A 26,451-nucleotide genomic window follows, 5' to 3' on the forward strand; every position below is an offset into this window, starting at 1 on the left:
CGCACAATGCTGCGTTGGTATTAACCTTCGCCATCTCCGCAAACCCGCAATCCTAGGACTTTCCCATTCATGGCTAACACGGATGCCTTGAAACAGGGCGCGCGAGCTTCGCTCGCGCCGACCCTGAAATCCCACCTGGCCTACACGCTGCTCAGCGCTCTGGTCATCATGCTGATGCTCAGCCTCGTGCGCCTGGCGCTGTTGGTCTACAACAGCGACATGATCGGCGATACGCCCTATGCGACCGTCGCCGAGGGCTTCCTCAACGGATTGCGCTTCGATTTGCGGGTGGTGGTGTACATCAGCATTCCGCTGCTGCTGGCCATTCTCAGCCCCTGGGCCATGGCCCGGCGTGGCGTGTTCCGGTTGTGGCTAACCATCGCTTCGAGCGTGGTGATGTTCCTCGGCCTGATGGAGATGGACTTCTACCGCGAGTTCCACCAGCGCCTCAATGGCCTGGTGTTCCAGTACATCAAGGAAGACCCCAAGACCGTCATGAGCATGCTCTGGTACGGCTTCCCGGTGGTCCGCTACCTGCTGGCCTGGGTCGTCGGCACCTGGCTGCTGAGCCTGCTGTTCAAGGGCATCGACCGCATGACCCGTGGCGGTCAGTCGGGCAGTGCTACCCTGCAGCGCCGCGCCGCGCCCTGGTACAACCGCCTGGCGGTGTTCATGGTGATCCTGCTGGTGGCCGTGGTCGCCGCCCGTGGCACCCTGCGCCAGGGCCCGCCGATGCGTTGGGGGGATGCCTTCACCACTGACTCCAACTTCGTCAACCAGCTTGGCCTGAACGGCACCCTGACCCTGATCGATGCCGCCAAGAGCCGCTTCGGCGAAGACCGCGCCAACATCTGGAAGCCTGTGCTGGACCAGCCGCTGGCCACGCAGACCGTGCGTGAACAACTGCTGACCGCCCACGATACCCTGGTCGACGCCGACGAAGCCGCGATCCGCCGTGACTTCGTGCCGCCAGCCGACCGTACCCTGCCGATCAAGAACGTCGTGGTGATCCTCATGGAGAGCTTCGCCGGCCACTCGGTGGGCGCCCTGGGCAGCCCCAATAACATCACTCCGTACTTCGACAAGCTGGCCAAGGAAGGGTTGCTGTTCGACCGCTTCTTCTCCAACGGCACCCATACCCACCAGGGCATGTTCGCCACCATGGCCTGCTTCCCCAACCTGCCAGGTTTCGAATACCTGATGCAGACCCCGGAAGGCGGCCACAAGCTGTCCGGCCTGCCCGCGCTGCTCAGCGCCCGCGACTATGACGATGTGTACGTCTACAACGGTGATTTTGCCTGGGACAACCAGTCTGGTTTCTTCGGCAACCAGGGCATGACCACCTTCATCGGCCGTAACGACTTCGTCAACCCGGTGTTCTCCGACCCGACCTGGGGTGTATCCGACCAGGACATGTTCGACCGTGGCGCTGAAGAACTGGCCAAGCACGATGGCAAGAAGCCGATCTATGCGCTGCTGCAGACCCTGTCCAACCACACGCCTTACGCGCTGCCCAAGGACCTGCCGGTAGCGCCTGTCACCGGCCAGGGCCGCCTGGACGAGCACCTCACCGCCATGCGCTATTCCGACTGGGCGCTGGGCCAGTTCTTCGAGAAGGCGCGCAAAGAGCCGTACTTCAAGGAGACGCTGTTCGTCATCGTGGGCGACCACGGCTTTGGCAACCACCAACAGGTCACCGAACTGGACCTGGGCCGCTTCAACGTGCCGCTGCTGCTGATTGCCCCGGGCATTCAGGAGAAGTTTGGTGCGGTTGACCACACCGTGGGTACCCAGGTCGACATCGTGCCGACCATCATGGGCCGCCTGGGTGGCCAGACCCGTCACCAGTGCTGGGGGCGCGACCTGCTCAACCTGCCTGAAGGCGACCAGGGCATGGGCATGATCAAACCGTCGGGTAGCGAGCAGATCGTTGGCCTGGTGCAGGGTGACCGCATCCTCATCGAGTCCAAGGACATGACCCCGCGCATGTACCGCTACCAGTTGGGCAGCGAGTTCAAGGCCGAGCTGATCGAAAGCCCGGACCAGCCGCAAATGCTGAAAACGCTCGAAGCGTACATCCAGACGGCGACCAAGAGCCTGCTGGATAACACCGCTGGCGTTGTACACGGCACGCCCAAGTAACCCCGCCCTGCACGATCGTTGTAGGCGCAGCCTTGTGCTGCGCCTACCCCAATCAAGGGCTACCGCAAGGCCCCGCCAACTGAACAAATACCCCCGCCCAAGGTCAAGGTATACAGGCGCCACACACCCGGCGTTCTTTGATTGAGGGCTCGTTCCATGAAAGAGTGGGAAGTCATCTTTGCCGACCAGAAAGGCGAACCGACGTCATTGCGGCTGCGGGCAGAGCATTGCCCCAGTGAGGAAGACGCGGCACGCGCCATTCGCTCGCACCTGTTTCCGGTCATGGATGAGCTGGACCTCAACGACTTCCAGGACCGCGCGGTATCCCCAACGGCACGCTGGCTCAAAGAGCAAAGTGGCGTGACCATCACCGCTATTCACGAAGCGCCCTGATCCGTGCGTTGACGTGGTGCCTGCGCAGGCACTACGCTGGAGCCAGGTGCCTGCCTTTTCTGCGGGCCGGTACCTGTTCAATTCGTGTCTTGCATCAGCTCTATACAACTCGACTTGCCCGGCCCAGCCGGCAGGTACGTAGTGCCCGGAAAGTCTATCCATAGCTTTGCAGGAGGACGATTCATGAGCAGCCAGAACGACGATATCAGCAGCAACGTCCTGCGCCAGATGAAAGCAGGCGGTTTCGATTTCACCCGTATCCATCCCATCGAGTTCTACGCAATATTCCCTGACGAAGCCGGCGCGCGACGGGCAGCCGGGCAATTTCGTGGTGAGTCCCTCAACGCCCAGGTGCGTGAGATGAAAGACGGCGCCTGGCACCTTGAACTGAGCAAGGTCATGTATGCCACTTACGGAGGGATTGGCGACTTTGAAGAAGCGTTTGAACAGCTCGTTTCACCTTACGGCGGCGAGGTCGAAGGGTGGGGGGTCAAGCACGAGCGGCTATGTGCCTGACGCTCATGGACCGGGGTCGCAGCGCGGCCCCAACATTTCAAGGCTTACGCCCAGCCATATGCCCCAGATAAGCCAGCAGCGCATCCAGCTCCTGCTCGCTTAGCACATTCTTTGTAAACCCCGGCATCTTCGCCTGCGGCCACTTTCGAAGGCTTTGCGGGTCTCGTATCAGCTGGCGCAGAAACGCCGGTTGGAAATACTCGGTAGGGTTGTGCGGCAGGTTCAGGTCCGGCCCTAGCTGGGCATCACCCGCACCATTGAGGCGGTGGCAGGCCAGGCAGTTTTGCTGGAACAGCGCAAACCCTTGGCGCACCGGGTCATCGGCCGAGAGCTTGGGGTCTGGCAGCAGCGCCGGAAATCGCTGTTCGACCGAGGCCAAGCGGCGAATTGAGGCGATCTGAAACGGCCACTGCTCCGGGCGGATGCCGCTGGCTTGCGGTGCGGTCCACACCAGGTAGAAGGGCCCTGCACTTGGCTTGCCTTTGCCCAGTGCGGGCCACGGCTTGGCCGGGTCCTCGATCGCCAACCAGGCACGTGCCGGCGCTTCCTGCAACAGTGGGGCGGCGGGCATTTCGGCGGCAAAACCATCCAGGGCCACCGCTTGCAGATGGTCGCTTGCACCCACGCCCTGCAGCAGCGCAGCCAGGGGGACGGCCCGATAGTGCATGGGGCGCTTATAGGAAACGTCCTGCTCGATGCTGATGGTCTGGGCCTGAGGATGGTTAAGCAGCTCGGCGCTGTCCCACTGGCGCGACGTGTCGCCCAACTGCAGGTGCAACTGCGCCGCCGACACGGGCAGGCTAAAAAGCAAGGCGAGTAGGGCAAGGCAGTGGCGCATGGGGAGTCTCCGACCTTCAAGGCCGGCAGGTTACATGCGTGCTGCCTGTTAGCGCCACAGCCACCGTCAGCCGAATAAACGTGTCAGGTTCGGCAAGATCAGCAGTAAAGTCGTGGCGAAGAGAATGAGCCCCGCTTGGCGTATTTTTGATTGTCTGAACATGGCGGACCGCCTTCTTGTTGTTATTCCTGAATACCCGTTGGCTTCCGTGTCGCGTTTCGGGTCGATCGCAGTGGCGTATGTTGACGCCTGTTCTGCTTGCCTCTTGAAAGTGGATATACAACCAACAGTAGGGTGTGCGTCATCCATGTTTGAGAACCCTTTGTTCTAATTATAAGGTCGATTAATTTCATTGGGTTATGAGGCCAATTGCCAGCTGGCTGGCATGCTCTCACTAGACAGCTGCGTTACTGCAAACGACACGCCGACCAAATACGACCGTTCGTCAGTGCGGCCTACTTGCTTGTACGTGCCTTTCGCGGCAGTCTCTACAGCAGATTCCCACCCATGTCGTTCAGGACTATCCCTATGTCGTTACGCATCTGCATCCTGGAAACCGATGTCCTGCGGCCGGAGTTGACGGCGCAGTACCACGGCTATGGCAGGATGTTCGAGCAGCTGTTCTCGCGTCAGCCGATCGCCGCCGAGTTTTGTGTGTACAACGTGATGAACGGCGACTATCCCGCCGACAATGAAAAGTTCGATGCCTATCTGGTGACCGGCAGCAAGGCCGACTCGTTCGGTTCCGACCCCTGGATCCAGACGCTCAAGGCTTACCTGTTGAAACTCTACGAACGTGGCGAAAAGCTGCTGGGCGTGTGTTTTGGTCATCAGTTGCTGGCCTTGACCCTGGGTGGCAAGGCCGAGCGCGCCGATAAGGGCTGGGGTGTGGGTATTCACCGTTACTCATTGGCGGCCCATGCACCATGGATGGACCCGGAGGTTTCCGAGCTGACCTTGCTGATCAGCCACCAGGACCAGGTCACCGAGTTGCCGGACGGCGCTACGGTGATTGCCTCCAGCGATTTTTGCCCGAACGCCGCCTACCACATTCGTGATCAGGTGCTGTGCTTCCAGGGGCACCCGGAGTTTGTGCATGACTACTCCCGGGCCTTGCTGGATGCGCGCCAGACGTCTCTGGGCGATGAGGTGTACCACAAGGCCATTGCCAGCCTGGCCACCGAGCACCAGGGGGACCTGGTGGGCAAGTGGATGTTGCGGTTCATTGGGCAGGCGGGGGAGTAAAGACAGCGTCGCGAAGGGCCGCACAGCGGCCCCGGTCATCTCAAAGCCAGCCCGACTTCTTGAAGCTGGCATACAACCCCGTGCACCCCAACCCAATCACCCCCAGCACGCCAAAATACCCGTACTGCCACGCCAGCTCCGGCATGTTCTGAAAGTTCATCCCATAGATCCCGGCAATCGCCGTGGGGAAGGCCAGGATTGCCGCCCAAGCCGCGAACTTGCGCTGCACGATGCTCTGGCGCGACGACTCCAGCAACATGCCGATCTCGATGGTTTGACTGGCGATATCGCGGATGCCGGCCAGGTCTTCCATCTGCCGCGTGACGTGAATCTGTACGTCGCGAAAATACGGCCGCATGTTCTTGTCGATGAACGGAAAGCTCAAGCGCTGCAGCTCTTCGCTCACTTCCACCATCGGCGCCACATAGCGGCGCAGGCGCAGGATGTCGCGACGCAGGCTGTGCAGGCGGCGGATGTCATCTTCCTGCAGCGAGCCGCCAAGCACGCTCTGCTCCAGCTCTTCGATTTCGCCATGAATCGCTTCGCTGACCGGTTGGTAGTTCTCGGTCACGAAGTCGAGTAGCGCGTACAGCACAAAATCCTCGCCATGCTCCAGCAGCAGCGGCCGCGCCTCGCAGCGTTGGCGCACCAGGGCGTAGGATTTTGAGTGGCCGTTGCGGCAGGTGATGATGTAGCCATTACCCGCGAAGATGTGGGTTTCGATGAACTCCAGCTTGCCCTCATGCCGCACCGGTGAATAGGTGACGATGAACAGGGCGTCGCCGAAGGTTTCAAGTTTGGGCCGGCTGTGTTTTTCCAGGGCATCTTCGATGGCCAGTTCGTGCAGGTTGAACTGGCGCTGCAGGTTGGCCAGCTCCTCGGCGTTAGGCTCTTCGAGCCCAATCCATACGAAGTGCCCAGGCTTGCGCGCCCATTCGCTGCCTTCGTCGATGCTGATATTGGTGACTTTTCTGCCGGCGCTGTACACCGCCGATGCCACGACTCGACCCATGGTTGTCCACTTATTCGGTTGAACACGGGTTACAGCTTGGGCTGTAAGGGGCGCGAGGGCAACCTAGCGGCTTGCCAGTTCATCTTCCATGCGATCGATGCAGTGCTGCATCTGGCTGCGGCACTGCTCGATCAGTGCGGGGATGTCCCGTTGGCTCAAGCCTGCCGTGGCAATCGGTGGCAGCGAGCGCACGATCACCGTTCGCTGCCGCCAGCTGTTCAGGCTCAGGCGCCGGGCATAGCGGCTGACGCACACCGGCACGATCGGCACACCGGCTTCGATGGCCATGTGGAACGCGCCTTTCTTGAAGGCCAGCAAATGGTCAGCAGGGTTGCGGGTGCCTTCCGGGAAAATCCAGATCGAGGTGTCGTCCTGCAGCACCTGCGTGGTCTTCTGCAGCGCCCTGCGCGCCTGGTAGGCGTTGTTGCGGTCGATCAATACATTGCCACCGAGCCAGAACAGCTGGCCGAACAGCGGGATCCAGCCCAGGCTTTTCTTGCCGATGGCCACGGTGCGCTGCGGCACCACCTGGCCGATGACGAACAGGTCGAAATTGGACTGGTGATTGGCAACGATGACGCAACCGGGAGGGTGATCGAACAGCGGGCCGACTTCGGCCTTGACCTTGATACCCATCAACCAGGTGGCCGGCACGCTGTAGAGCCGGGCAAACACCCGGCTGTTGTCGGGGTTGAAGGGGCGGCACAGGCCGATGATCAGGCCTACGGCGCCCACCAGCAGAAAGTGCAGGGCCAGCAGGAGCATGCGCAACGAATAAAGCATGGTATGACTCACACCAGATAGTCGCATTCCAGTGTACGAGTGTGCACTGAAAGAGGCAATTGCTGTGTGAGTCTGTCGCTCAGGCAGGGTTAGCCCATATGGCTTTGATCGAGCTCGATAGCCTTGTCGAGCGTTTCCAGCAGGCCTTTGCGCACTTTCAGCTTGGTGTTCTTGTGCGCCAGCATGTTCAGCTTCTTCAGTTCACGGGCAGCGGCCAGGGCAGCTTCGTGCAGTTGCTCGGCCGGTACTACCTTGTCGAGGAAGCCGGCGTCCAGCGCGCCCTGTGGGTCGAAGATCTCGGCATTGATCACCGAGCGGTGGAAGGCCGAACGACGCAAGCGGTCGCGGGCCAGCTCGATGCCGGCATGGTGCATGGTCATGCCGATCTGCACTTCGTTCAGGCAAACTTTGTACGGCCCGTCGACACCGATGCGGTAGTCAGCCGACAGCAGCAGGAAGGCACCTTTGGCCACGGCATTGCCGGGGCAGGCGACAATCACCGGGAATGGGTGCGACAGCAGGCGGCGGGCGAGGGTGGAGCCGGCGGTGACCAGAGCGACTGCTTCCTTGGGGCCGCTGGTCATCACCTTCAGGTCGTAGCCACCCGAAAGTATGCCCGGCTGCCCGGTGATGATCACCACCGCGCGTTCCTCCACGGCGCGGTCGAGGGCGGCGTTGAAGGCGGTGATGACATCCGGCGAGATGGCGTTGACCTTGCCGTTGTTCAGGGTCAGGGTGGCGATGCCGTCTTCGGCGTGGTAGGTAATCAGCTCGCTCATGGCAGAGTCCTTTTGTTGGCGTGGCGACGACGTTACCCAGCGCCGTCGGCCAGGTAAAGCAGCAAGGCTGACTGGTCGGTCAGCGTTTGCCGGGCCTCAAATGCAAATGCATGAAAAATTTGAAAAAAATGCTTGCCAAAGGAAGGACCTTCCACTAAATTAGCGCGCCTCGACAGGCTGAAAGGCTTGAAGAGAAAACGGTGAAGTGTCCGAGTGGTCGAAGGAGCACGCCTGGAAAGTGTGTATACGAGAAATCGTATCAAGGGTTCAAATCCCTTCTTCACCGCCACATTCTACAAAAAGCCCCCGCGCTGAAAAGCTCGGGGGCTTTTTGTTTTTTCGGCTTCCGCGAGCTCTGTGTAGGCGCGGCCTTGCGTCGCGAAAGGGGCGCGTAGCGGCCCCAGCAATAGGGGTAGCGGCGCTGAAACCTGGGGCCGCTACGCAGCCCTTTCGCGACGCAAGGCCGCTCCTACAGGGCCTCAGAAGTTCACGGACGCCGACAAACGTGCCGTGCGCGGCGCCCCCTGGAACAGGTAGTTATCCCCCAGGTAATCCCCCACATCGCGCCAGTAACGCTTGTTGAATACGTTATCCACGGTCAACCGCAGCACCGTGTCATACCCCCCGATGCGCGTGCGGTAACGGCTACCCACGTCGAACACGGTATAACCCCCTACCTCGACATTGCCCGCCTGGCTGGCATATTTGCTGGCGCTGTAGCGCGCGCCGCCCAGCAGCGCCAGGCCTGGCACTGGCAGGTTGTATTCGGCCTGCAGGGCCGCACGCAGGTTGGGCACGTTGATTGCCTGATGGCCTTCGTAATCATCGGTCCCGCTGTTTTTTACCCGCGCGCGAAGGGCGGCGGCGCTGGCCTGGATCTGCAGGTTCGAGGTCACCCAGCCACTGGCACCCAGCTCCAGGCCGATGTTCTTCTGCTGGCCTTGCTGGACGTAGGTGGAGCTGCCCTCGCTATCCGGGCGTGCGTATTGATACGCCTGGCGGATCTGGAACAGGGCAGCACTCAAGCTCATGCCCTGCCAGTCGCGCTTGATGCCCAGCTCCAGCTGGCGTGACAAGGTTGGGGCAAGGATTTCGGATTGGTTAAGGGTGAACCAAGGTGCCGTACCCCCTGCCGAAAGCCCTTTCGAGTAGCTTGCGTACAGCGTGGTATCCGGGCGCGGTTTGTAAATGAGCGCAGCATTAGGAAGCAGCTGATACTGCTGGGTATGGCGCCCGGCCACACCGTCCTCATTCCATGTTTTCTCGTCGAGGCGTACCTCGCGAGCGCCAATCACGGTTTGCCACTGTTCGTTGAACGTGATGCGATCGCTGATGAGCAGGCCATATTGGCGGCTGTCGAGGCGACGCTCGCTTGAACCAATCGGCTTGTCGGAGGGTGGTTGAGCTGGCGATCCGTTGTAGATGTTTCCACCTTGCTCCAGCAACTCGTTGTAGTAACTGCGCTGATCGACGGTCCGCCGTTGAGCGCTGGTGCCCAACGTCAGCTCGTGGCTGACGCCCATGGCGTCGAAGCGGCCATTGAGCATGGCCTGTGCTTCATCTATGCGACGCGTATCGTCGGGGCTGCGGAAGTCGTAGATGTCGTAGTCACCCTCCGGGCTGAAATGCGACTGCCAGCCCTCTTCGCTGCCCCACGCAAACGCGCTGTAATCGTCGATCACCACCTTGCTGCGTGACGCACTCAACGTCCCGGTCCAGGCCTCGCTGAAGCGGTACTCGAAACGCCCGCCGAGGTTCAGCGAATCGTTCTGCACAGGCTTTGCCCACTGCTGGTAAGCCAGGCGATCATGCGGGTCGATACCATGGGGCACCTCGGTGCCGCCGAGCAACTGGTAACCGGGGACCGAGCGCTGTTCGCGGTGCTGATACTCGGCGTCCAGTTGCAGTGTGGCATCCGGGTTGACCTGCCAGTCGAAGGCCAGCGAGGCGAAGTCGCGCTTGCCGTCGGCATGGTCGACATAACTGCGGATGTCTTCATGGGCCAGGTTGGCGCGCAGGCCGAACTGCCGCTCGCTGCCGAACCAGCCGCCCAGGTCGGTGGCCAGGTAGCGCTCGCCTTGTTCATTGGTCGATACCGTCACGCTGCGCACGTCTTCGGCGCGTTTGGTCACGTAGTTGATCAGGCCGCCCGGCTCTGAAACGCCGCTTTGCAGCCCGGACAAGCCCTTGAGCAACTCTACCTGCTGCTTGTTTTCCAACGCCACGTTCTGCTCGCCGACGAGGGTCTGGCCATTGATTCGGTAGCTGCTGGCGGCATTCAGCTCGAAGCCGCGCACGTTGAAGTTTTCGTAATAGCCGATGGGCGCATAGCTTTCGCCCACTGAGGCGTCGCTTTGCAGCACTTCGCTGAGTTTGCGTACTTGGCGGTCTTCCAGCAGTTGTTGGCTGAACACGCTGATCGAGGCCGGGGTGTCGAGCAGTGGCGCGGCGTGGAAGCCACCCACCGAGGCTTCGCGTGCCTGATAGCCGTCGTTGCCGAAGCTGTCGGAGACCTGCAGCGGGTCAAGCACGACGCTGTCTTCGGCAAGAACGTGAGGGCAATGCAGGGCCAGGCCCAGGCTGAGCAAGCTCAGGGGCAGGTGGGGCGAAGCGGGGGCATGCGGGGCTCCTGGATACGCGACACCTGTGCGGGCCTCTTCGCGGGGCAAGCCCGCTCCCACAGATTTGCGCCAACTTCAGGCGAGCTGCAATCTCTGTGGGAGCGGGCTTGCCCCGCGAAGAGGCCCGCACAGGCCATGAAAAAGGCGGCATCTTAACAGCCGCCTTCAACATAAAACGATCAGGCCCGCGCGATATTCAATCGTTGCTGGCCGGGCGCTTATGCTGGCGCCAACTGTCGTCGATCTTCGACCAGGTTTTGCCATCGGTGACGGCCAACAGCTTGCGCCCGTCCTTGAAGGTGGCAAGGAAGGTGGCTTCTTCCTCCTTGCCACCCAGCCAGAGCCCGGCCAGCAACCCCACCGGCCCGGCCACCAGAGCGCCGGCCACGCCCCAGCCAAGGGCAGTGCCCAGGCTGCGGCTGGACTCAAGGCTCGCCAGCCTGAGGTCGCTGATGCGTGTGAGTGAGATCCGCTCGCCAGGCGAGGGGCTGCGCGGGGTCTTGAGTGTGAGCGATCCGTTGCGATACTCGCCTTCACCTTGCAAGAAATCGCCGGATTGCACCGTGAGTCTTGTCATAAAGTCGTCCTGTCAGGGATAGGGCATTGTCCAGCGTCTACTGAGCGCTGCCCGGTCTGGCAAGTCAACGGCCAAGCGACGGAGGGTAGTGCGTTGCAGTGTCGCGGCCCACGCGCTTGCGCTCGGCCAGTGCCCAGGCCAGCAGCGCCAACGTACCGATCACCAGCCCGGCCACCACGATGCCCATCCAGCCCTGGCGCTGGAACAATTGCGTGCCCAGCAGCGACCCCAGCGCACCGCCGATGAAGTAGCAGGTGATGTAGCCGGCATTGAGCCGCGTGCGTGCCTCGGGTCGCAGCGCGATCACCGCATTCTGGTTGCTGACATGCACCAGTTGCACGGCCAGGTCGAGCATCAGCACCCCCAGCAGCAGGGCCAGCAGCGAGTATTCGGCAAAGCCCAGCGGCACCCACGACAGCAGCAGTACCACCAGCCCGACCGTGGTGCCCAGCGAGCCCTTGCCACGGTCGGCCAGGCGCCCGGCCCAGTTGGCCGACAATGCCCCCGCCGCGCCCGCCAGGCCGAACAGGCCGATCACCGCATCCGAGTAGTGGTAGGGGCCTTGAGCCAGCAGGAAGGCCAGTGGCGTCCAGAACAGCGCGAACAGGCTGAACGCCAGCAGGCCGAGCAACGAGCGCAGGCGCAGCACCGGCTCCTCGATGAACAGGCGGAACACCGAGCCGATCAGCGCCGGGTACTTCAGCCCGGCATGGCTGTGGTGCTGCGGCAGGCTGCGGTACAGGGCCAGGGCGGTGATGGCCATCAGCACCGCCGCCAGCACGTAGATGCTGCGCCAGCCACCCAGTTCAGCCATGAAACCGGCCGCCGTACGCGCCAGCAGAATGCCCAGCAGTAAACCGCTCATCAGCGTGCCAACTGCGCGCCCGCGCTGATGCGGCTCGCTCAAGCTCGCGGCCATTGGCACCAGGATTTGCGCCACTACCGAGAACAGGCCAGTCAGCGCGGTGCCGAGGAGCAACCATGGCAGGCTCGGTGCGCAGGCGCTGATGACCAGGCCGAGGGTGGCAATGACGGTCATTACGGTGATCAGGCGGCGCTGTTCGAACAGATCACCCAGCGGCGCCAGCAGCAGCAGGCCGGCGCCATAGCTGAGCTGGGCGGCGATGACGATGCTGCCGGCGCTGGCCGTGCTTAGGCCGAATTGCTGGGCGATGCTGTGCAGCAAGGGTTGGGCGTAGTAGTTGCTGGCCACGGCCAGGCCGGTGGCGGTTGCCATCAGCAGGATCAGGGCGCGACTGAGGGTCGGGGCGTTCATGGGGATCTCGGGGCGGGCAGTGGTAAGTGGTGGTGATTATCGAGAAGTGTCAGGCATGACACCAATGTATAGTTTTCAGCTAATCCATCTTGAAAACAGATCAATCGATGAACCTCAAGCAACTGGAATATGCCTTGGCCGTGGCCGACACCGGCAGTTTCACCCGTGCCGCCGAGCGCTGCCACGTCGTGCAGTCGGCGCTCAGCCATCAGGTGGCACGGCTGGAGGCGCAGCTGGGTGTCAGCTTGTTCGAGCGCACGTCGCGGCGGGTACGGCTGACCCCCGCAGGCGAGGCGTTCGTGCTCAGTGCCCGGCCGGCGGTGGAGGCAGCCCGGCGTATTGCCGACGATGTGGCCGCCGCCTGCGGCCAGGTGCGCGGGCGGCTGTCGATTGGTGAAATCAGTTCGCTGACTGCGCTGGATCTGGTTGACCTGCTGGCGGTGTTCCACGATCGCTACCCGGATGTGGACGTGCGCTGGCTGACGGCCAAGAGCGAGCTGTTGATCGCCGATGTCTGCGAGCGGCGCCTGGATGTGGGCTTCATCGGGCTGTGGCAGGGCGAGCACGTGCAGGGCGTGCAGCACCGGCTGTTGGCCAAAGAAGCGCTGGTGGCGTTGCTGCCGGCCACCCATCGGCTGGCGGGCAGGGCGCAGCTGGCGCTGGCGGATCTGGCGGGTGAGGTGTTGGTCGACTTCCCCGAGGGGACTGGCGCGCGGCGGCAGACTGACGAGGCGTTTCAGGCGGCGGGCTTGCAGCGTCGGGTGCAGTTCGAGATCGGGCATATTCGTCTGGTAGAGAAATTCGTTCGGCGCGGCATGGCGGTCGGCCTGGTGCCGGAGCGGGTTGCCCAGGGGGTCGAGGGGGTGGCGGTGGCGCGCTTGGTCGATGCGCCGGTACGGCATCTGTATGCCGTTTGGTCGCCAAGCCCGACGCCTGCGGCCAGGGCGTTTCTGGAGGTCATGGAGCAGGTCCTGAAGGTGGGTGAGGGCTGATACGCCGGCCCCATTGCCAGCAAGCCAGCAACGGGGTTGCTACCGCGTGTCAGGCCGCAAAGCCACCATCGGCCGTCAAACTGGCGCCCGTGATGTACCCCGCCTCAGGTCCCGCCAGGTAAGCCACGAAACTGGCAATTTCGTCCACCTGGCCATAGCGCCCGATCGCCATCAGCGGTATCAGGCTCTCGGCAAATTCACCGCTGGCCGGGTTCATGTCGGTGTCCACCGGGCCGGGCTGCACGTTGTTGACGGTGATGCCTTGTGGGCCAAGGTCGCGTGCCATGCCGCGTGTCAGGCCAACCAGTGCCGACTTGCTCATGGCATAGGGTGCGCCCCCGGCGAACGGCATGCGCTCGGCGTTGGTGCTGCCAATGTTGATGATGCGCCCGCCCTGGCCCATGTAGCGCACTGCCGCTTGGCTGGCGACGAACACACTGCGCACGTTCACCGCCAGGATGCGGTCGAAGTCCGCCAGGTCGAACTCGGCGATGGGGGCCACAGCGAGTACGCCGGCGTTGTTGACCAGGATGTCGAGCCCCCCGAAGGCCTTGGCGGTGTCATCCACCGCCAGTTGCACGGCCGAGGCGTCGGCACTGTCGGCGCGCAGGGCGAGGGCCTGGCCGCCGTTGCCGATGATTTCCTGTGCCAGCTGTTCTGCCGGGCCGGCGGAGCTTACGTAGGTAAAGGCAACCCGTGCGCCGTCGCGGGCCAGGCGGCGGACGATGGCCGCGCCAATGCCGCGGGAGCCCCCTTGTACCAGGGCTACTTTACCTTCGAGTGGAAGTGGCTTGGACATACTGATCTCCTGCTGGAAAGCAAGGCCGAATGCCTTGGATGGGCGCAGTATCGGTGGCTAATTGCCTGCTGATAAGATGGCAATCACTATTAGCAGAGTAAACCTTTGGTTGTTAATCGTGGCCATGGAATCGTTTAACGCCCTCGAATGCTTTATCCGCAGCGCCGAGGTCGGCAGCTTCGCCGAGGCCGCTCGCCGCCTGAGACTGACGCCTGCCGCCGTCGGCAAGCATGTGGCCCAGTTGGAAGCCCGGTTGGGTGTGCGACTGTTCCAGCGTAGTACCCGTAAGCTGACCTTGACCGAAGCGGGCCAGCGTTTTCTGGGCGAGGTGAGTGACAGTTTCCGTACCATCCAGTATGCGGTGGCCAACCTGGCCAGTGCCGAAGGCCAGCCGGCCGGGTTGCTGCGGGTCAGCATGGGTACGGTGTTCGGGCGGCTGTACGTGTTGCCCTTGTTGGGTGAATTCTTGCGCCGCTACCCTGCCATTACCCCGGACTGGCATTTCGACAATCGCCAGGTCGACCTGATTGGCCAGGGGTTCGATGCGGCCATCGGTGGGGGGTTCGAATTGCCGCCGGGTGTGGTGGCGCGCAAGCTGACGCCGGCGCACAGGGTGCTGGTGGCAGCGCCTGGCTACCTGGCCCAGCAGCCACCGATCGAGGACCCGCAAGCGCTGCAGCGCCATGCCGGTATTCTGATTCGCTCACCGCAGACTGGCCGGGTGCGCTCCTGGCCGCTGACCAGTCGCTGGCAGGAGCAACAGCCGTTGTTGCTGCGCCAGGCGATGACCATGAGCGATTCGGATGCGGCCTGCGCGGTGGCGCAGCAAGGCTTGGGGATCGCCCTGGTCAGCCTGCCGTTTGCGGTGCCCTACTTGCAGGCCGGGCAGTTGCGGCGGGTGTTGCCCGACTGGTATGTGGACGATGGGCATATCAGCTTGTATTACGCCCAGCACAAGCTGTTGCCTGGGAAGACGCGGGCGTTTATCGATTTTGTCGTGGAGCAGTTTGCGCAGCAGGGGTTGGCGGGGCAGTTCGATGCGTTGCAGGGCCTGTGGATTGATGGTGCCTGAACCGGCCTCTTCGCGGGCAAGCCCGCTCCCACAGGGGCTGCGCCGCACTTACGAGCAGTAATTATCCGGCGGGAGCGGGCTTGCCCCGCGAAGAGGCCGGGTCAAGCAACATCAACAATGAAGAATACCTGCGCCCCCAGGCTCACCTCATCATCCACCCGCTTGCCAGCCAATTGCTGCCCCAGCGGCGAGCGCGGTGTAATCACGGTCACCAGCTCATCCCCTTCGCCAATCTTCAATCCCGCCGCCTCAGGCCCGAGGAACAGCCGGCGCTGCTGGCCATCCTCGTCCTCAAGGGTGACCAGGTTGCTCACCTGCACGCCACGCGCCGGGTCGTAGTCACGCAGCAGCAGTTGCTGGTAGATCTGCAGCGCCTGGCGAATTTCGGCAGTGCGGCGCGCTTGGCCGGTGGCCAGGTACGAAGCCTCCAGGCCCAGGGTGTCATACTTGTTCTCGGCGATGTTCTCTTCGGCGGTGGCGGTTTCGTACGCGGTCTGCGCCGCGCGGCTCAGTACGTCGATGTCATGTTCGAGGGCCGCGACGATGCGCGCGAGGAGCAGGGGCTTGTCCATCTTCAGTAACAGAACTCCAGCACATTGGCCTGGCTTTTTTCGGTGGGCGCGGTGCGGTTCTGTTGGAGCCAGAACTGGCACTTGGGGCTGTTGAGGTTGCGCGGGTTGCCTTGGGCAGCCTCGGCGGCTTGTTGCAGTTGCTGCTGGTGCAGGATGTCTTTGTAGCGCTCGAACATCTCGCCCTGCGCATCCGCAGGCGGCGTGGCGGGCTGGCCGAGGGCAGGGGCCACAGCCTGGGCAACCGGTTGCACCTGCTCAGGCCACAGCTGCAACGCCAACCACAGGCTCACGGCGATGGCCACGGCGCCCAGCCACAGGCCAAAGGCCACGCACAGGATCAACTGCAACGGCTTGAGGGTGATCTTGAGTTCACGGTGGCGGGGCATGGCGGCCTCCTGGCAGGGCGGGTCGAAGTGCATTGTCGCACGCCGCCGGCAAATTTTACCCGCCGGTGCTTTTGTCGGCGACAATTTATCCGCAGAATCCGCGGTTTTGGGCACCATGAGGGGGAGGGCGCATGAAGGCCACCTGGGACATCTTTTGCACCGTCGTCGACAACTATGGCGACATCGGCGTGACCTGGCGCCTGGCGCGGCAACTGGTGGACGAGCACGATCTGGCGGTGCGCCTGTGGGTGGACGACCTGAACGCCTTCGTGCCGATGTGCCCCGAGGCCGATGCCGCAGCGTTGCAACAATGGCTGCAGGGGGTCGATGTGCGCCAGTGGCCTGCCAAATGGGTGCCGGTGGAACCTGCGGATGTGGTGATCGGTGCCTTCGCCTGCCTGCTGCCGGTGTACTATGTCGAGGCCATGCGCGCCCGGCCTAGGCCGCCGTTGTGGCTGAACCTTGAGTACCTGAGCGCCGAGGACTGGGTGGAGGGTTGCCATGGTTTGCCGTCACCCCAGCCAAATGGCTTGCGCAAGGTGTTCTTCTTCCCAGGCTTTACCGAGAAAACCGGGGGGCTGTTGCGTGAGGGCAATCTGCTGGCGCGGCGCGAAGCCTTCGAGCAGTCTGCCGAGGCCCGACAGGCATTCTTGCAGCGCCTTGGTGTGTACCCCGAGCCGCAGGCACGGCTGATCTCGCTGTTTGCTTATGAAAATACCCAGCTGGGCAACTGGCTGGATGCCCTGGCGGCAGGTACGCAGCCAACCCATCTGTTGGTGCCGCAAGGGCGCATTCTGACTGACGTTGCCAGATGGCTAGGCGCGGCGGGGCTTGAGGTGGGCGATGTGCGCCTGCGCGGGGCGCTGACCGTGCAGATTTTGCCGTTCGTCAGTCAAGACGATTATGATCGGCTGCTGTGGAGCTGCGATTTCAACGCCGTGCGCGGCGAAGACTCGTTCGTGCGTGCGCAATGGGCCGGGCGGCCAATGCTGTGGCACATCTACGTGCAGGACGAGAACGCCCACTGGGAAAAGCTCGACGCATTCCTTGAGCATTATCGACACGGCCTGTCAGCCGATGCCGCTGCCGCACTGGTTGCGTTGTGGCGTGCGTGGAACATGGACCGTGACGTCGGCCAGGCGTGGCAAGCGGCCCAGCCGCACTGGCCAGAACTGCAGCAGCATGCCCGAAATTGGGCGGCGCGGCAGGCCGCTCGGCCGGACCTTGCCATGACGCTGGTACAGTTTTACCGAAATTGGCTATGATATGCGGCCTCGATTTTTATAAATCCATCCAGATTCGGATACTTCGTAATGAAAACTGGTAAAGAACTGAAACCCGGTACCGTACTGCGGATCGACAACGACCCGTGGCTGGTTCAAAAAGCTGAGTTCACCAAATCGGGCCGTAACAGCGCGATCATGAAAACCAAGCTGAAGAACCTGCTGACCGGCTACAAGACCGAAACCGTATACGGTGCGGACGACAAGCTGGACGACGTGATCCTGGATCGCAAAGAAGCGACCCTGTCGTTCATCAGCGGTGACTCGTACACCTTCATGGACACCACCGACTACACCATGTACGAACTGAACGCCGAAGACATCGAGGCTGTTCTGCCGTACATCGAAGAAGGCATGGAAGACATCTGCGAAGCCGTCTTCTTCGAAGACCGCCTGGTATCGGTAGAACTGCCGACCACCATCAGCCGTAAAGTTGCCTACACCGAGAACGCTGCTCGCGGTGACACCTCCGGCAAAGTGATGAAGCCTGCCAAACTGGCGAACGGTACCGAGATCTCGGTTGCCGACTTCATCCAGATCGACGAGTGGATCGACATCGACACTCGCGACAACAGCTTCAAGGGCCGTTCCAAGAAGTAATTCTTCTTGCGATGAGCACAAAAAACCCGGCCTCGGCCGGGTTTTTTTATGCCTGCACTCAGACCGTCACATGCAGCCTGACATCCACATTGCCGCGGGTGGCATTGGAGTAAGGGCAGACTTGGTGCGCCTTTTCCACCAGGCTTTCGGCCTCAGCCTGGGCCAGGCCCGGCAGCTTGATGTGCAGGTCGATGTCCAGGCCGAAACCACCCGGGATCTGACCAATGCCCACGTTTGCGGTGATCGAGAAATCTGCCGGCAGGGCTTTTTTCTCTTGCCCGGCGACAAATTTCAGTGCGCCGATGAAGCAGGCCGAGTAACCGGCAGCGAACATCTGTTCAGGGTTGGTGCCCTCACCACCTGCGCCGCCCAGTTCCTTGGGGGTGCTCAGCTTGACGTCCAGCTTGCCGTCGCTGGAGCGGGATTTACCGTCGCGTCCGCCCGTGGAAGTGGCTTCTGCGATGTACAGCGGAGTGACCTTTTGCATCTTGAGCCTCGCTAATGTGCTGTGCGCGACCGTGTTGGGGTGGCGCTGGGTAGGTGTGGGATTTAAATTAGCGCGCAATTAGTTAGCGCGCAAGATAAATCATCACCGCTCATCCGAACGGCCATGTCACAGCATAGCGTTCAGAGGTTTTTTTGCAGGTTGTCGCGCAGTTCGAGCAGGTCGGCTTGCAGCTGTTGCAGGCGTTCCAGGCTGCGCCCACTGGCCTTGAGGATGCACGGTGGCACCTGCTTGGCCTGTTGTTGCAGGTCGCGGCCCTTGTCGGTCAACTGCACCAGTACCACCCGTTCGTCCTCGCGGCTGCGGGTGCGCTTTAGCAAGCCTTCGCTTTCCAGGCGCTTGAGCAGCGGGGTCAGCGAGCCAGGGTCGGTGAGCAGGTGCTGGCTGATCTCACCCACGGTCAGGCCGTCCCGCTGCCACAGCACGAGCATGGCCAGGTACTGCGGGTAGGTCAGGCCCAGTGCCTGCAGCAGCGGTTTGTAGACCTTGGTCATCAGCAACGAGGTCGAATGCAGGGCGAAGCAGACCTGGTTGTCCAGCAGCAGCTCGTCACAGGAGGCTTGGGTGTCGGCGTTCATGCAGGTCCTTGGAATAATCAATGGGAACATCTGGCGCGCTGATCATTAGTGCGATCACTGCCAGCGCAGTTCACTGCGCAAGGCCAGGTCCCAGGGTGGAATTGGGCTGAAACGGCTCTTGAGAAATTCGAGCAGCAAACGGCTGCGAGAGTTCGTTTCATGTGCAAGGCGCAGCGCATAAATACCACTGGTCTCGGCGGCGGGCAGGCCACCGTCGCAAAACAACGGGACCAGTTCGCCGCGCAATAGGTAGTCGCTGATCAGCCAGGTGGGCAGGTGGGCGATACCTAAGCCTGCGAGGGCGCCGAACAGCAGGGTTTCGGCATTGTTGGCGGCCATGCGCATGCGCGATGGCCGGTACAGGCGGGCTTGGCCGGCCACGGTGAAGCGCCAGGCAAAAGGCGGCGCCAGGCCGTCCCAGTCGAGGCCGTCGTGCTCAGGCAGTTCGCTGGGGCACGCCGGTACACCGCGGCTGGCCAGGTAGGCTGGGCTGGCGCAGGCGATGCGCACCATGTAGGCCAGCGGCGTGGCGACCAGGCGCGTATCGGCCAGGGGGCCTGCGCGCAACACCAGGTCGACCTCGCCCAGGTGGCTGCCCTGCAGGTCGACGAAGCTGTCGATCAGGCGCAGTTGCACGTCCAGCCCAGGGTAGGTCACCAGGAAGTCGGCGATGGCCGGTGCCAGGTGGCGACGGCCGAATGCGGCGGGGGCGTCGATGCGGATCAAACCCTCCGGGGCGCTGCTTAGCGAGACGGCCTCGGCGCGCGCCAGGCGCAGTTCCTCGATGATGCGCCGTGCGCGCTCGGCAAAGGCATTGCCGGCCGGCGTGGCGCGTACCGCGTGGGTGCTGCGGGTAAACAGGCGGCTGCCTACAGCGCTTTCCAGGTTGTCGATGCGCCGGGCCACGGCCGAGGGTGTCAGCGGGTGGCGCCGCGCGGCGGCGGAAAAGCTGCCGGTTTCCAGTACATCGAGAAACAGGCTGAGTTGGTCGGTGAGGATGTCAGGGCTCATGGCGGCTCGGCTTTGCATGAAACGCATAGCCATTGTGCGCTGCTGTGCGTTTCCCCACCAGCCCCGACTGGGTAGCATGCCTTCATTGTTTGAGACCGGCACAAGAGGCCCTGATGATCGAGTGGTTGTTGTATATCGCGCTGGGCGCAGCCCTGGGCACCATGGGTGGTTTGTTCGGTATTGGCGGTGGGTTGATTGCAATCCCGGCGCTGGGCGTGTTGTTCGGCCTGGACCAACAGCTGGCACAGGGCACTGCGCTGGTGATGGTGGTGCCGAATGTGTTGCTGGCGCTGTGGCGCTATCACCAGCGAAACCGCATCGAGCTGCGCCATGCACTGCCGTTGGCGCTGTGCAGTTTCCTGTTCGCCTGGCTGGGTTCGATCTGGGCGGTGGGCATCGATGCCCAGTCCATGCGCCTGGGCTTTGTCGGTTTTCTGGTGGCGCTGGCGATCTGGAACGTGGCGCGGATGTTTCTCAAGGTGGCGCCGCCAAGCCCCGAGTTGCGCTATGGGTGGCCATGGCTGGGCGTGCTGGGCAGTTTTGCCGGGACCATGGGCGGGCTGTTCGGGGTAGGGGGTGCAGTGGTGGCGACGCCGATCCTGACCAGTGTGTTTGGTACCACGCAGGTGGTGGCGCAAGGGTTGTCGCTGGCGTTGGCGGCACCCAGTACCACGGTGACGCTGCTGACGTATGGCGTGCATCAGAGTGTCGACTGGGGGGTAGGGATCCCCTTGGCGGTGGGTGGGCTGCTTAGCATCAGTTGGGGGGTGAGGTTGGCCCATGCCTTGCCAGAGAAAGTGTTGCGGGCGATGTTTTGTGCGTTTCTGGTGGTGTGTGCGGTGATGTTGGGGTTTGAACTTTGAGATTTTGGGGCCGCTCCGCAGCCCCGGCTCACTTGAACCCTTCGACGATGTAATCGGCCATGCAATCGGTGATCGGTGACGGATTCTGCGTACTGCGCACCAGCATCACATTGGCCACCGGCAACTGCGGCAGCCCGTCGCTCTCGCCCAAAATCCGTATGTTGCCGCCGATCAGGCTCTGCAACTGCGCCGTCACCGCCAACCCGGCAGTGACGATGGCAAAGATCGCCGCCAGGCTTGGGCTGGTATAGGCAATGCGGTAATCGATGCCCTGTGCCTCCAGCGCATTGCAGGTCCAGGCGCGGCAGAAGCAGTCGGTATTGAACAGCGCCACCGGAATGGGCCGTTGCTCCTGCGGGCAGAACCCTTCGGCTGCGGCCCACACCAGGCGTTCCTGGCGCAGCAACTGGCCGATCTCGTTGCCAGGTTCGCGGGTAACGATGGTCAGGTCCAGGTCCTGGCGCAGCATCAACTGCTTCGACGAGTCGCAATGCACCTCCACCTGCACCAGCGGATAAGCCTGGGCGAAACTCGACAGAATGGTCGGCAGAAAGCGCATGGCATAGTCGTCCGGTGTGCCGATGCGGACCACCCCGACCATGTGCGGCATGCGCAAGGTATTAAACACTTCCCCATGCAGTTTGAGGATGCGCCTGGCATAGCCGAGCAGCACCTGCCCTTCGGCAGTAAGGCGTACCTGGCGGCCGTCGCGCTCGAACAGTTGGCGCTGCAGGATGTCTTCCTCCAGCCGTTTCATCTGCATGCTCACCGCCGACTGGGTGCGGTTGACCACCTCGCCGGCGCGGGTAAAGCCGCCTTGTTCGGCAATGGCGACGAAGGTGCGCAGTACATCGGCATCGAGGCTTTGATACTGGGACATTGCATCAATCTCCGAGATGCATGGCATCAGAAACATTCGTTGGATTGATCTTAAGCCCGGCGTGAGACTGGAGCCATCAACACGGAGGGCTTCACGATGAAAGGTCAAGTCAGCAGCATTCAGCAACCTGCCTTCTCCCTGAACCACCTGTGGCATGCAGCCCTGGAACGCCCGGTGCGTTGGTGGGAGCTGCACCGTCAGCGGCGGGAACTGGCCAGCCTTAGCGATGCGACATTGCATGACCTGGGCTTGAGCCGGGCGGATATCCAGCAAGAGGCCGAGCGGCCTTTTTGGGATGATCCGCTGCGTAAATAGGCCGCTCTAGCGGGCGCTTTAGCGGCGCACCTGCTTGAGGGTTTCGGCAATCAGAAACGCCAGTTCCAGCGACTGATCGGCGTTCATCCGCGGGTCGCAGTGGGTGTGGTAGCGGTCCGACAGGCCGTCTTCGGTAATCGGGCGGGCGCCGCCGATGCACTCGGTGACGTTCTGCCCGGTCATTTCGATGTGGATGCCGCCAGCGTGGCTGCCTTCGGCCTGGTGCACCTGGAAGAACTGCTTGACCTCATCGAGGATCTGCGCGAAGTCGCGGGTCTTGTAGCCGCTGCTGGCCTTGATGGTGTTGCCGTGCATCGGGTCGGAGCTCCACAGCACCTTGCGCCCCTCGCGCTCGACGGTGCGGATCAGCCCTGGCAGATGCTCGCCAACCTTGTTGGCGCCCATGCGCACGATCAGGTTCAGGCGGCCTGGGTCGTTGCTCGGGTTGAGGGTGTCGATCAGGCGGATCAGCTCCTCGGGGTTCATGCTCGGGCCGACCTTGACCCCGATCGGGTTGTGCACCCCACGCAGGAACTCCACATGGGCGCCGTCGAGCTGGCGTGTGCGGTCACCGATCCACAGCATGTGCGCCGAACAGTCGTAGTAGTCGCCGGTCAGGCTGTCCTGGCGCACAAAGGCTTCTTCATAGTTGAGCAGCAAGGCTTCGTGGGCGGTGAAGAAGCTGGTCTCGCGCAGTTGCGGTGCGCTGTCCAACCCGCAGGCGCGCATGAAGGCCAGGGTTTCGTCGATGCGGTTGGCCAGTTGATGGTACTTGTCGGCCAGCGCCGAGTTGGCGATGAAGTCCAGGTTCCATTTGTGCACCTGGTGCAGGTCGGCAAAGCCGCCCTGGGCAAAGGCGCGCAGCAGGTTGAGGCTGGCGGTGGCCTGGTGGTAGGCCTGCAGCAGGCGATCCGGGTCGGGGATGCGGCTTTTTTCGTCAAAGCCAATGCCATTGACGATGTCGCCACGGTAGGCGGGCAGGGTAACGTTGCCAATGGTCTCGTCGCCCGAGGAGCGCGGCTTGGCAAATTGCCCGGCCATGCGCCCGACCTTGACCACCGGGCAGCCGGCAGCGAAGGTCATGACGATGGCCATTTGCAGCAGCACCTTGAAGGTGTCGCGGATTTTCGCCGCCGAGAACTCGGCAAAACTCTCGGCGCAGTCGCCGCCCTGCAGCAGGAAGGCGCGGCCTTCGGTGACCTCGGCGAACTGCCGGCGCAGCTCACGCGCCTCGCCAGCGAACACCAGCGGCGGGTAGCTGGCCAGGGTCTGCTCGACCTTGAGCAAGTGCGCAGCGTCGGGGTAGGTCGGTTGCTGCTGGATAGGCAGGGCGCGCCAGCTGTCAGGGCTCCACGGTGCGTTCATTTCGGGCTCGATCTTGTCGGTTGTAGGCTTTGGGCCATGGTAACAGTTGCTGCCCTGCTTGTTGCATCGGGGGTGTTGGCGGACAATGCGCGTTTTTGCACGGGCGAGTGGCGAACATGACGGCGGAACGGGAAGAGCGGCTACTGGCACGGGTCGAAGATGCCTTTGGCGTCATCAGCGTGTACGAGGTGGACGACTACCGTTTTCTCGAATTCGGTGATGCGATCGAGCAGAGCTGCGTTTTCACGGCAGACCCCAGCTGGCTGGAATATGACTACACACGCGCCATGCTGGTCGGTGCGCTGTGCCACGAGCAACCCGAGAGCGCGCTGTTTCTGGGGCTTGGGGCGGGTACCTTGACCCAGGCCTGCATGAGGTTCCTGCCGCTGGAAGACATCGAGGCCATCGAGCTGCGCCCAGATGTGCCGCGCCTGGCCATGCAGTACCTGGGGCTGGACGACGACCCGCGCCTTTATGTGCGCGTAGGCGATGCCTTGGAGCTGCTGACCACGGCGGAGAAAACCGACCTGCTGTTCGTTGACCTGTACACCGACCACGGGCCGGGTGTCGGGCACTTGGCCTGGACATTCCTGGATAACTGCCAGAAGCAGCTCAACCCAGGCGGCTGGCTGGTGATCAACCAGTGGGCCACCGACGATGGCAGGCCGCTGGGCGCGGCGCTGTTGCGCGGCTTGTACCATCGGCATTACTGGGAGCTGCCGGTGAAGGAGGGCAATGTGATCCTGCTGGTGCCGGCAGACCTGGAGCAGACGCTGGACATGGTAGGGCTGCGGGCGCGGGCCGAGGCGCTGGCGCCGCAATTGGGGTATAGCCTTGACGGCCTGATCAAGGAAATACGGCCTGCTACCTGAAGGCCTGTTGGCCTCTTCGCAGCCCACAGGAGCACCGCTAGCCCCAATGCTGCGCCGTAGCTGTGGGAGCGGGCTTGCCCGCGAAAAGGGCGACGCGGTAATGCAGACAGGAATCGATTCAGCCAGCCATCCACTGATGGCCCGGTACTGGCCCTGACCTGCGAAAATTTTCCTCACGTAACCCGTTAATTCGGGTATAGTACGCGCCGGTCTTTTAGCGGACCTCAAAATCAGGTGGTGCAAATCCTCCGAGTCCAGCTTCGGCTGCACGTCCGCTAGGCGGACCTTCCCAAGTTTTTATTTTTCAATCGTTTTCGCAAATCCCCGCCGCCAAAGCTGCCTGGGTGACCTTTTGGTCTTTCAAGGCATGTGCAGCTTTGGAGCATGGGTCTTTGCGGATGCACCTAGAGGCAGACCCATGACCCAGGAAACCGGCGGATTCGCCGCTCTCGATCTCAATCCGAATATTGTTGCTGCTGTGCTGGCTACCGGCTACGAAGAGCCGTCCGCCATTCAGCATCAGTCGATCCCGATCATCCTCGCCGGTCACGACATGATCGGCCAGGCGCAGACTGGCACCGGCAAGACCGCTGCCTTCGCCCTGCCGATCCTCAACAAGATCGACGTGAGCAAGCGCGAACCGCAAGCCCTGATCCTGGCGCCAACCCGTGAGTTGGCGCTGCAAGTTGCTACCGCTTTCGAAACCTACGCCAAGCAGATGCCGGGCGTTAACGTGGTCGCTGTTTACGGTGGTGCCCCGATGGGCCCACAGCTGCGCGCCATCCGTAACGGCGCACAAATCGTCGTCGCTACCCCAGGCCGTCTGTGCGACCACCTGCGTCGTGACGAAAAAGTCCTGTCGACTGTGCAGTACCTGGTACTGGACGAAGCCGACGAGATGCTCAAGCTGGGCTTCATGGATGACCTCGAAGTGATCTTCGACGCAATCCCGGCTAGCCGTCAGACCGTACTGTTCTCCGCAACCCTGCCGTCGTCGATCCGTTCGATCGCCGAGCGTCACCTGCGTGAACCCAAGCACGTCAAGATCCAGAGCAAGACCCAGACCGTTACCGCGATCGACCAGGCCCACCTGATGGTCCATGCCGACCAGAAGATCCCGGCTGTTCTGCGTCTGCTGGAAGTCGAAGAGTTCGACGCGCTGATCGCCTTCGTGCGTACCAAGCAAGCCACCCTGGACCTGGCCGCCGCGCTGGAAGCCAAAGGCTACAAGGCTGCCGCACTGAACGGTGACATTGCCCAGAACCAGCGTGAGCGCGTTATCGACTCGCTCAAGGATGGCCGCCTGGACATCGTCGTCGCCACCGACGTCGCTGCCCGTGGTCTGGACGTACCGCGCATCACTCACGTGTTCAACGTTGACATGCCGTACGACCCAGAGTCCTACGTTCACCGTATCGGCCGTACTGGGCGTGCCGGTCGCGAAGGCCGTGCACTGCTGCTGGTCACCCCGCGTGAGCGCCGCATGCTGCAGGTGATCGAGCGTGTGACCGGGCAGAAGGTTGCCGAAGCACGTCTGCCGAATGCTCAGGCCGTTCTCGATGCTCGCATCAAGAAGCTGACCTCGAGCCTGGCGCCGCTGGTAGCCGAATCGGAAGCCAGCCATGGCGAGCTGCTCGACCGTCTGACCGCTGACCTGGGTTGCAGCCCGCGTGCCCTGGCTTCGGCCTTGCTGCGCAAAGCAACCAATGGTCAGGCGCTGGACCTGGCTGCGGTAGAGCGCGAACAGCCGCTGGTGCCGGGCGTGGGTGCCCCGCGTGAGCGTAGCGGTGAGCGCACCGAGCGTGGCGAGCGCAGTGACCGTGGCGATCGCGGTGACCGTGAGCGTCGTGCGCCGATGCCGCTGGCTGAAGGCCGCGTGCGTTGCCGTACTGCCCTGGGTGCCCGTGACGGTATCGCTGCCAAGAACCTGTTGGGTGCGATCCTCAACGAAGGCGGCCTGGCCCGTGACGCTATCGGCCGTATTCAGGTACGCGACAGCTTCAGCCTGGTCGAGCTGCCGGAAGATGGCCTGGAGAAGCTGCTGTCCAAGCTCAAGGACACCCGCGTGGCTGGCAAGCAGCTGAAGCTGCGTCGCTACCGCGAAGATTGATCCTGGCGTAATAAAAAAATCCCCGGCCTGTGCTGGGGATTTTTTTTGCCCGTGCCGGCCTCTTCG

27 protein-coding genes and 1 tRNA gene are annotated in these 26,451 nt (G+C 62.5%); 13 read left to right on the forward strand and 15 right to left on the reverse strand.

Annotation, left to right across the window (positions count from 1 at the left end):
* Nucleotides 1-69 precede the first annotated feature (69 nt).
* From ACSSU5_RS17525 to ACSSU5_RS17535, 3 genes are all read left to right on the forward strand, one after another.
* Nucleotides 70-2,142: an LTA synthase family protein gene (locus tag ACSSU5_RS17525; RefSeq protein WP_492559382.1), complete on the forward strand. Its 2,073-nt coding sequence runs from the start codon at nt 70-72 to the stop codon at nt 2,140-2,142.
* Between the two features lie 156 nt (nt 2,143-2,298).
* Nucleotides 2,299-2,535 (forward strand): hypothetical protein, encoded by a 237-nt coding sequence (locus ACSSU5_RS17530; RefSeq protein WP_264309787.1) that lies wholly within the window; start codon nt 2,299-2,301, stop codon nt 2,533-2,535.
* A 183-nt stretch (nt 2,536-2,718) separates the two neighbouring features.
* On the forward strand, nt 2,719-3,051 hold the full coding sequence (locus ACSSU5_RS17535) for a ribonuclease E inhibitor RraB (RefSeq protein ID WP_264309786.1): 333 nt from the start codon (nt 2,719-2,721) through the stop codon (nt 3,049-3,051).
* Between the two features lie 37 nt (nt 3,052-3,088).
* Here the strand turns inward: ACSSU5_RS17535 and ACSSU5_RS17540 are convergent, their stop codons facing one another.
* Nucleotides 3,089-3,889, reverse strand: a complete 801-nt coding sequence (locus ACSSU5_RS17540) for a c-type cytochrome (RefSeq protein WP_492559383.1) — start codon at nt 3,887-3,889, stop codon at nt 3,089-3,091.
* A 528-nt stretch (nt 3,890-4,417) separates the two neighbouring features.
* Here ACSSU5_RS17540 and ACSSU5_RS17545 point away from each other — a divergent pair.
* Nucleotides 4,418-5,134, forward strand: a complete 717-nt coding sequence (locus tag ACSSU5_RS17545) for an amidotransferase (protein WP_492559384.1) — start codon at nt 4,418-4,420, stop codon at nt 5,132-5,134.
* A gap of 40 nt (nt 5,135-5,174) precedes the next feature.
* Here ACSSU5_RS17545 and ACSSU5_RS17550 read toward each other — a convergent pair whose 3' ends face one another.
* From ACSSU5_RS17550 to ACSSU5_RS17560, 3 genes are all read right to left on the reverse strand, one after another.
* Nucleotides 5,175-6,146 (reverse strand): magnesium and cobalt transport protein CorA, encoded by a 972-nt coding sequence (locus tag ACSSU5_RS17550; protein ID WP_264309783.1) that lies wholly within the window; start codon nt 6,144-6,146, stop codon nt 5,175-5,177.
* Between the two features lie 63 nt (nt 6,147-6,209).
* Nucleotides 6,210-6,929, reverse strand: coding sequence for a lysophospholipid acyltransferase family protein (locus ACSSU5_RS17555; protein WP_492559385.1), 720 nt, complete (start codon nt 6,927-6,929; stop codon nt 6,210-6,212).
* Between the two features lie 89 nt (nt 6,930-7,018).
* On the reverse strand, nt 7,019-7,708 hold the full coding sequence (locus tag ACSSU5_RS17560; protein ID WP_492559386.1) for a crotonase/enoyl-CoA hydratase family protein: 690 nt from the start codon (nt 7,706-7,708) through the stop codon (nt 7,019-7,021).
* 199 nt (nt 7,709-7,907) lie between these two features.
* Between ACSSU5_RS17560 and ACSSU5_RS17565 the strand changes: the two genes are divergently transcribed.
* Nucleotides 7,908-7,997, forward strand: a tRNA-Ser gene (locus tag ACSSU5_RS17565).
* 190 nt (nt 7,998-8,187) lie between these two features.
* Here the strand turns inward: ACSSU5_RS17565 and ACSSU5_RS17570 are convergent.
* The 3 genes from ACSSU5_RS17570 to ACSSU5_RS17580 form a co-directional block, all read right to left on the reverse strand.
* On the reverse strand, nt 8,188-10,308 hold the full coding sequence (locus ACSSU5_RS17570; protein ID WP_492561332.1) for a TonB-dependent siderophore receptor: 2,121 nt from the start codon (nt 10,306-10,308) through the stop codon (nt 8,188-8,190).
* A 217-nt stretch (nt 10,309-10,525) separates the two neighbouring features.
* On the reverse strand, nt 10,526-10,906 hold the full coding sequence (locus ACSSU5_RS17575; RefSeq protein WP_264309778.1) for a hypothetical protein: 381 nt from the start codon (nt 10,904-10,906) through the stop codon (nt 10,526-10,528).
* A gap of 64 nt (nt 10,907-10,970) precedes the next feature.
* A complete protein-coding gene (locus tag ACSSU5_RS17580; protein ID WP_264309777.1) occupies nt 10,971-12,182 on the reverse strand; it encodes an MFS transporter in 1,212 nt (403 codons plus the stop codon).
* Between the two features lie 107 nt (nt 12,183-12,289).
* Between ACSSU5_RS17580 and ACSSU5_RS17585 the strand changes: the two genes are divergently transcribed.
* Nucleotides 12,290-13,174 (forward strand): LysR family transcriptional regulator, encoded by an 885-nt coding sequence (locus ACSSU5_RS17585; RefSeq protein ID WP_492559387.1) that lies wholly within the window; start codon nt 12,290-12,292, stop codon nt 13,172-13,174.
* A gap of 49 nt (nt 13,175-13,223) precedes the next feature.
* On the opposite strand, the gene ACSSU5_RS17590 is transcribed toward ACSSU5_RS17585, so the two are convergent.
* A complete protein-coding gene (locus ACSSU5_RS17590) occupies nt 13,224-13,973 on the reverse strand; it encodes a 3-oxoacyl-ACP reductase family protein (RefSeq protein ID WP_264309775.1) in 750 nt (249 codons plus the stop codon).
* Nucleotides 13,974-14,091: 118 nt separating this feature from the next.
* Here ACSSU5_RS17590 and ACSSU5_RS17595 point away from each other — a divergent pair, with 118 nt between their 5' ends.
* Nucleotides 14,092-15,045, forward strand: coding sequence for a LysR family transcriptional regulator (locus ACSSU5_RS17595; RefSeq protein WP_492559388.1), 954 nt, complete (start codon nt 14,092-14,094; stop codon nt 15,043-15,045).
* 101 nt (nt 15,046-15,146) lie between these two features.
* Here ACSSU5_RS17595 and ACSSU5_RS17600 read toward each other — a convergent pair whose 3' ends face one another.
* Together ACSSU5_RS17600 and ACSSU5_RS17605 are read right to left on the reverse strand one after the other, a co-directional pair.
* Nucleotides 15,147-15,617, reverse strand: coding sequence for a GreA/GreB family elongation factor (locus tag ACSSU5_RS17600; RefSeq protein ID WP_492559389.1), 471 nt, complete (start codon nt 15,615-15,617; stop codon nt 15,147-15,149).
* A 2-nt stretch (nt 15,618-15,619) separates the two neighbouring features.
* Entirely contained in the window at nt 15,620-16,003 is a 384-nt protein-coding gene (locus ACSSU5_RS17605; protein ID WP_492559390.1) for a hypothetical protein, read from the reverse strand.
* Nucleotides 16,004-16,134: 131 nt separating this feature from the next.
* On the opposite strand from ACSSU5_RS17605, the gene earP reads away from it, so the two are divergent.
* Both earP and efp read left to right on the forward strand, forming a co-directional pair.
* Nucleotides 16,135-17,268 (forward strand): elongation factor P maturation arginine rhamnosyltransferase EarP, encoded by a 1,134-nt coding sequence (earP, locus tag ACSSU5_RS17610; protein WP_492559391.1) that lies wholly within the window; start codon nt 16,135-16,137, stop codon nt 17,266-17,268.
* A gap of 48 nt (nt 17,269-17,316) precedes the next feature.
* Nucleotides 17,317-17,886: an elongation factor P gene (gene efp, locus ACSSU5_RS17615; protein ID WP_264309770.1), complete on the forward strand. Its 570-nt coding sequence runs from the start codon at nt 17,317-17,319 to the stop codon at nt 17,884-17,886.
* Nucleotides 17,887-17,944: 58 nt separating this feature from the next.
* On the opposite strand, the gene ACSSU5_RS17620 is transcribed toward efp, so the two are convergent.
* The 3 genes from ACSSU5_RS17620 to ACSSU5_RS17630 form a co-directional block, all read right to left on the reverse strand.
* On the reverse strand, nt 17,945-18,373 hold the full coding sequence (locus tag ACSSU5_RS17620) for an organic hydroperoxide resistance protein (RefSeq protein WP_492559392.1): 429 nt from the start codon (nt 18,371-18,373) through the stop codon (nt 17,945-17,947).
* A 140-nt stretch (nt 18,374-18,513) separates the two neighbouring features.
* A complete protein-coding gene (locus ACSSU5_RS17625) occupies nt 18,514-18,969 on the reverse strand; it encodes a MarR family winged helix-turn-helix transcriptional regulator (RefSeq protein WP_264309768.1) in 456 nt (151 codons plus the stop codon).
* A gap of 54 nt (nt 18,970-19,023) precedes the next feature.
* A complete protein-coding gene (locus tag ACSSU5_RS17630; protein WP_492559393.1) occupies nt 19,024-19,980 on the reverse strand; it encodes a LysR family transcriptional regulator in 957 nt (318 codons plus the stop codon).
* Between the two features lie 113 nt (nt 19,981-20,093).
* Between ACSSU5_RS17630 and ACSSU5_RS17635 the strand changes: the two genes are divergently transcribed.
* Complete coding sequence (locus tag ACSSU5_RS17635) at nt 20,094-20,843, forward strand: sulfite exporter TauE/SafE family protein (RefSeq protein ID WP_492559394.1); 750 nt, start codon at nt 20,094-20,096, stop codon at nt 20,841-20,843.
* 28 nt (nt 20,844-20,871) lie between these two features.
* Here the strand turns inward: ACSSU5_RS17635 and ACSSU5_RS17640 are convergent, their stop codons facing one another.
* Nucleotides 20,872-21,723, reverse strand: coding sequence for a LysR substrate-binding domain-containing protein (locus ACSSU5_RS17640; protein WP_492559395.1), 852 nt, complete (start codon nt 21,721-21,723; stop codon nt 20,872-20,874).
* 96 nt (nt 21,724-21,819) lie between these two features.
* Here ACSSU5_RS17640 and ACSSU5_RS17645 point away from each other — a divergent pair, with 96 nt between their 5' ends.
* Nucleotides 21,820-22,038, forward strand: coding sequence for a DUF1127 domain-containing protein (locus ACSSU5_RS17645; RefSeq protein WP_264309764.1), 219 nt, complete (start codon nt 21,820-21,822; stop codon nt 22,036-22,038).
* A gap of 18 nt (nt 22,039-22,056) precedes the next feature.
* Here the strand turns inward: ACSSU5_RS17645 and ACSSU5_RS17650 are convergent, their stop codons facing one another.
* On the reverse strand, nt 22,057-23,403 hold the full coding sequence (locus ACSSU5_RS17650) for a class II 3-deoxy-7-phosphoheptulonate synthase (protein WP_264309763.1): 1,347 nt from the start codon (nt 23,401-23,403) through the stop codon (nt 22,057-22,059).
* A gap of 116 nt (nt 23,404-23,519) precedes the next feature.
* On the opposite strand from ACSSU5_RS17650, the gene ACSSU5_RS17655 reads away from it, so the two are divergent.
* Both ACSSU5_RS17655 and ACSSU5_RS17660 read left to right on the forward strand, forming a co-directional pair.
* On the forward strand, nt 23,520-24,275 hold the full coding sequence (locus tag ACSSU5_RS17655; RefSeq protein ID WP_264309762.1) for a spermidine synthase: 756 nt from the start codon (nt 23,520-23,522) through the stop codon (nt 24,273-24,275).
* Nucleotides 24,276-24,693: 418 nt separating this feature from the next.
* Nucleotides 24,694-26,385 (forward strand): DEAD/DEAH box helicase, encoded by a 1,692-nt coding sequence (locus ACSSU5_RS17660; RefSeq protein WP_264309761.1) that lies wholly within the window; start codon nt 24,694-24,696, stop codon nt 26,383-26,385.
* Nucleotides 26,386-26,451 lie beyond the last annotated feature (66 nt).

This window comes from Pseudomonas sp. E1MeOHC2, assembly GCF_058745025.1.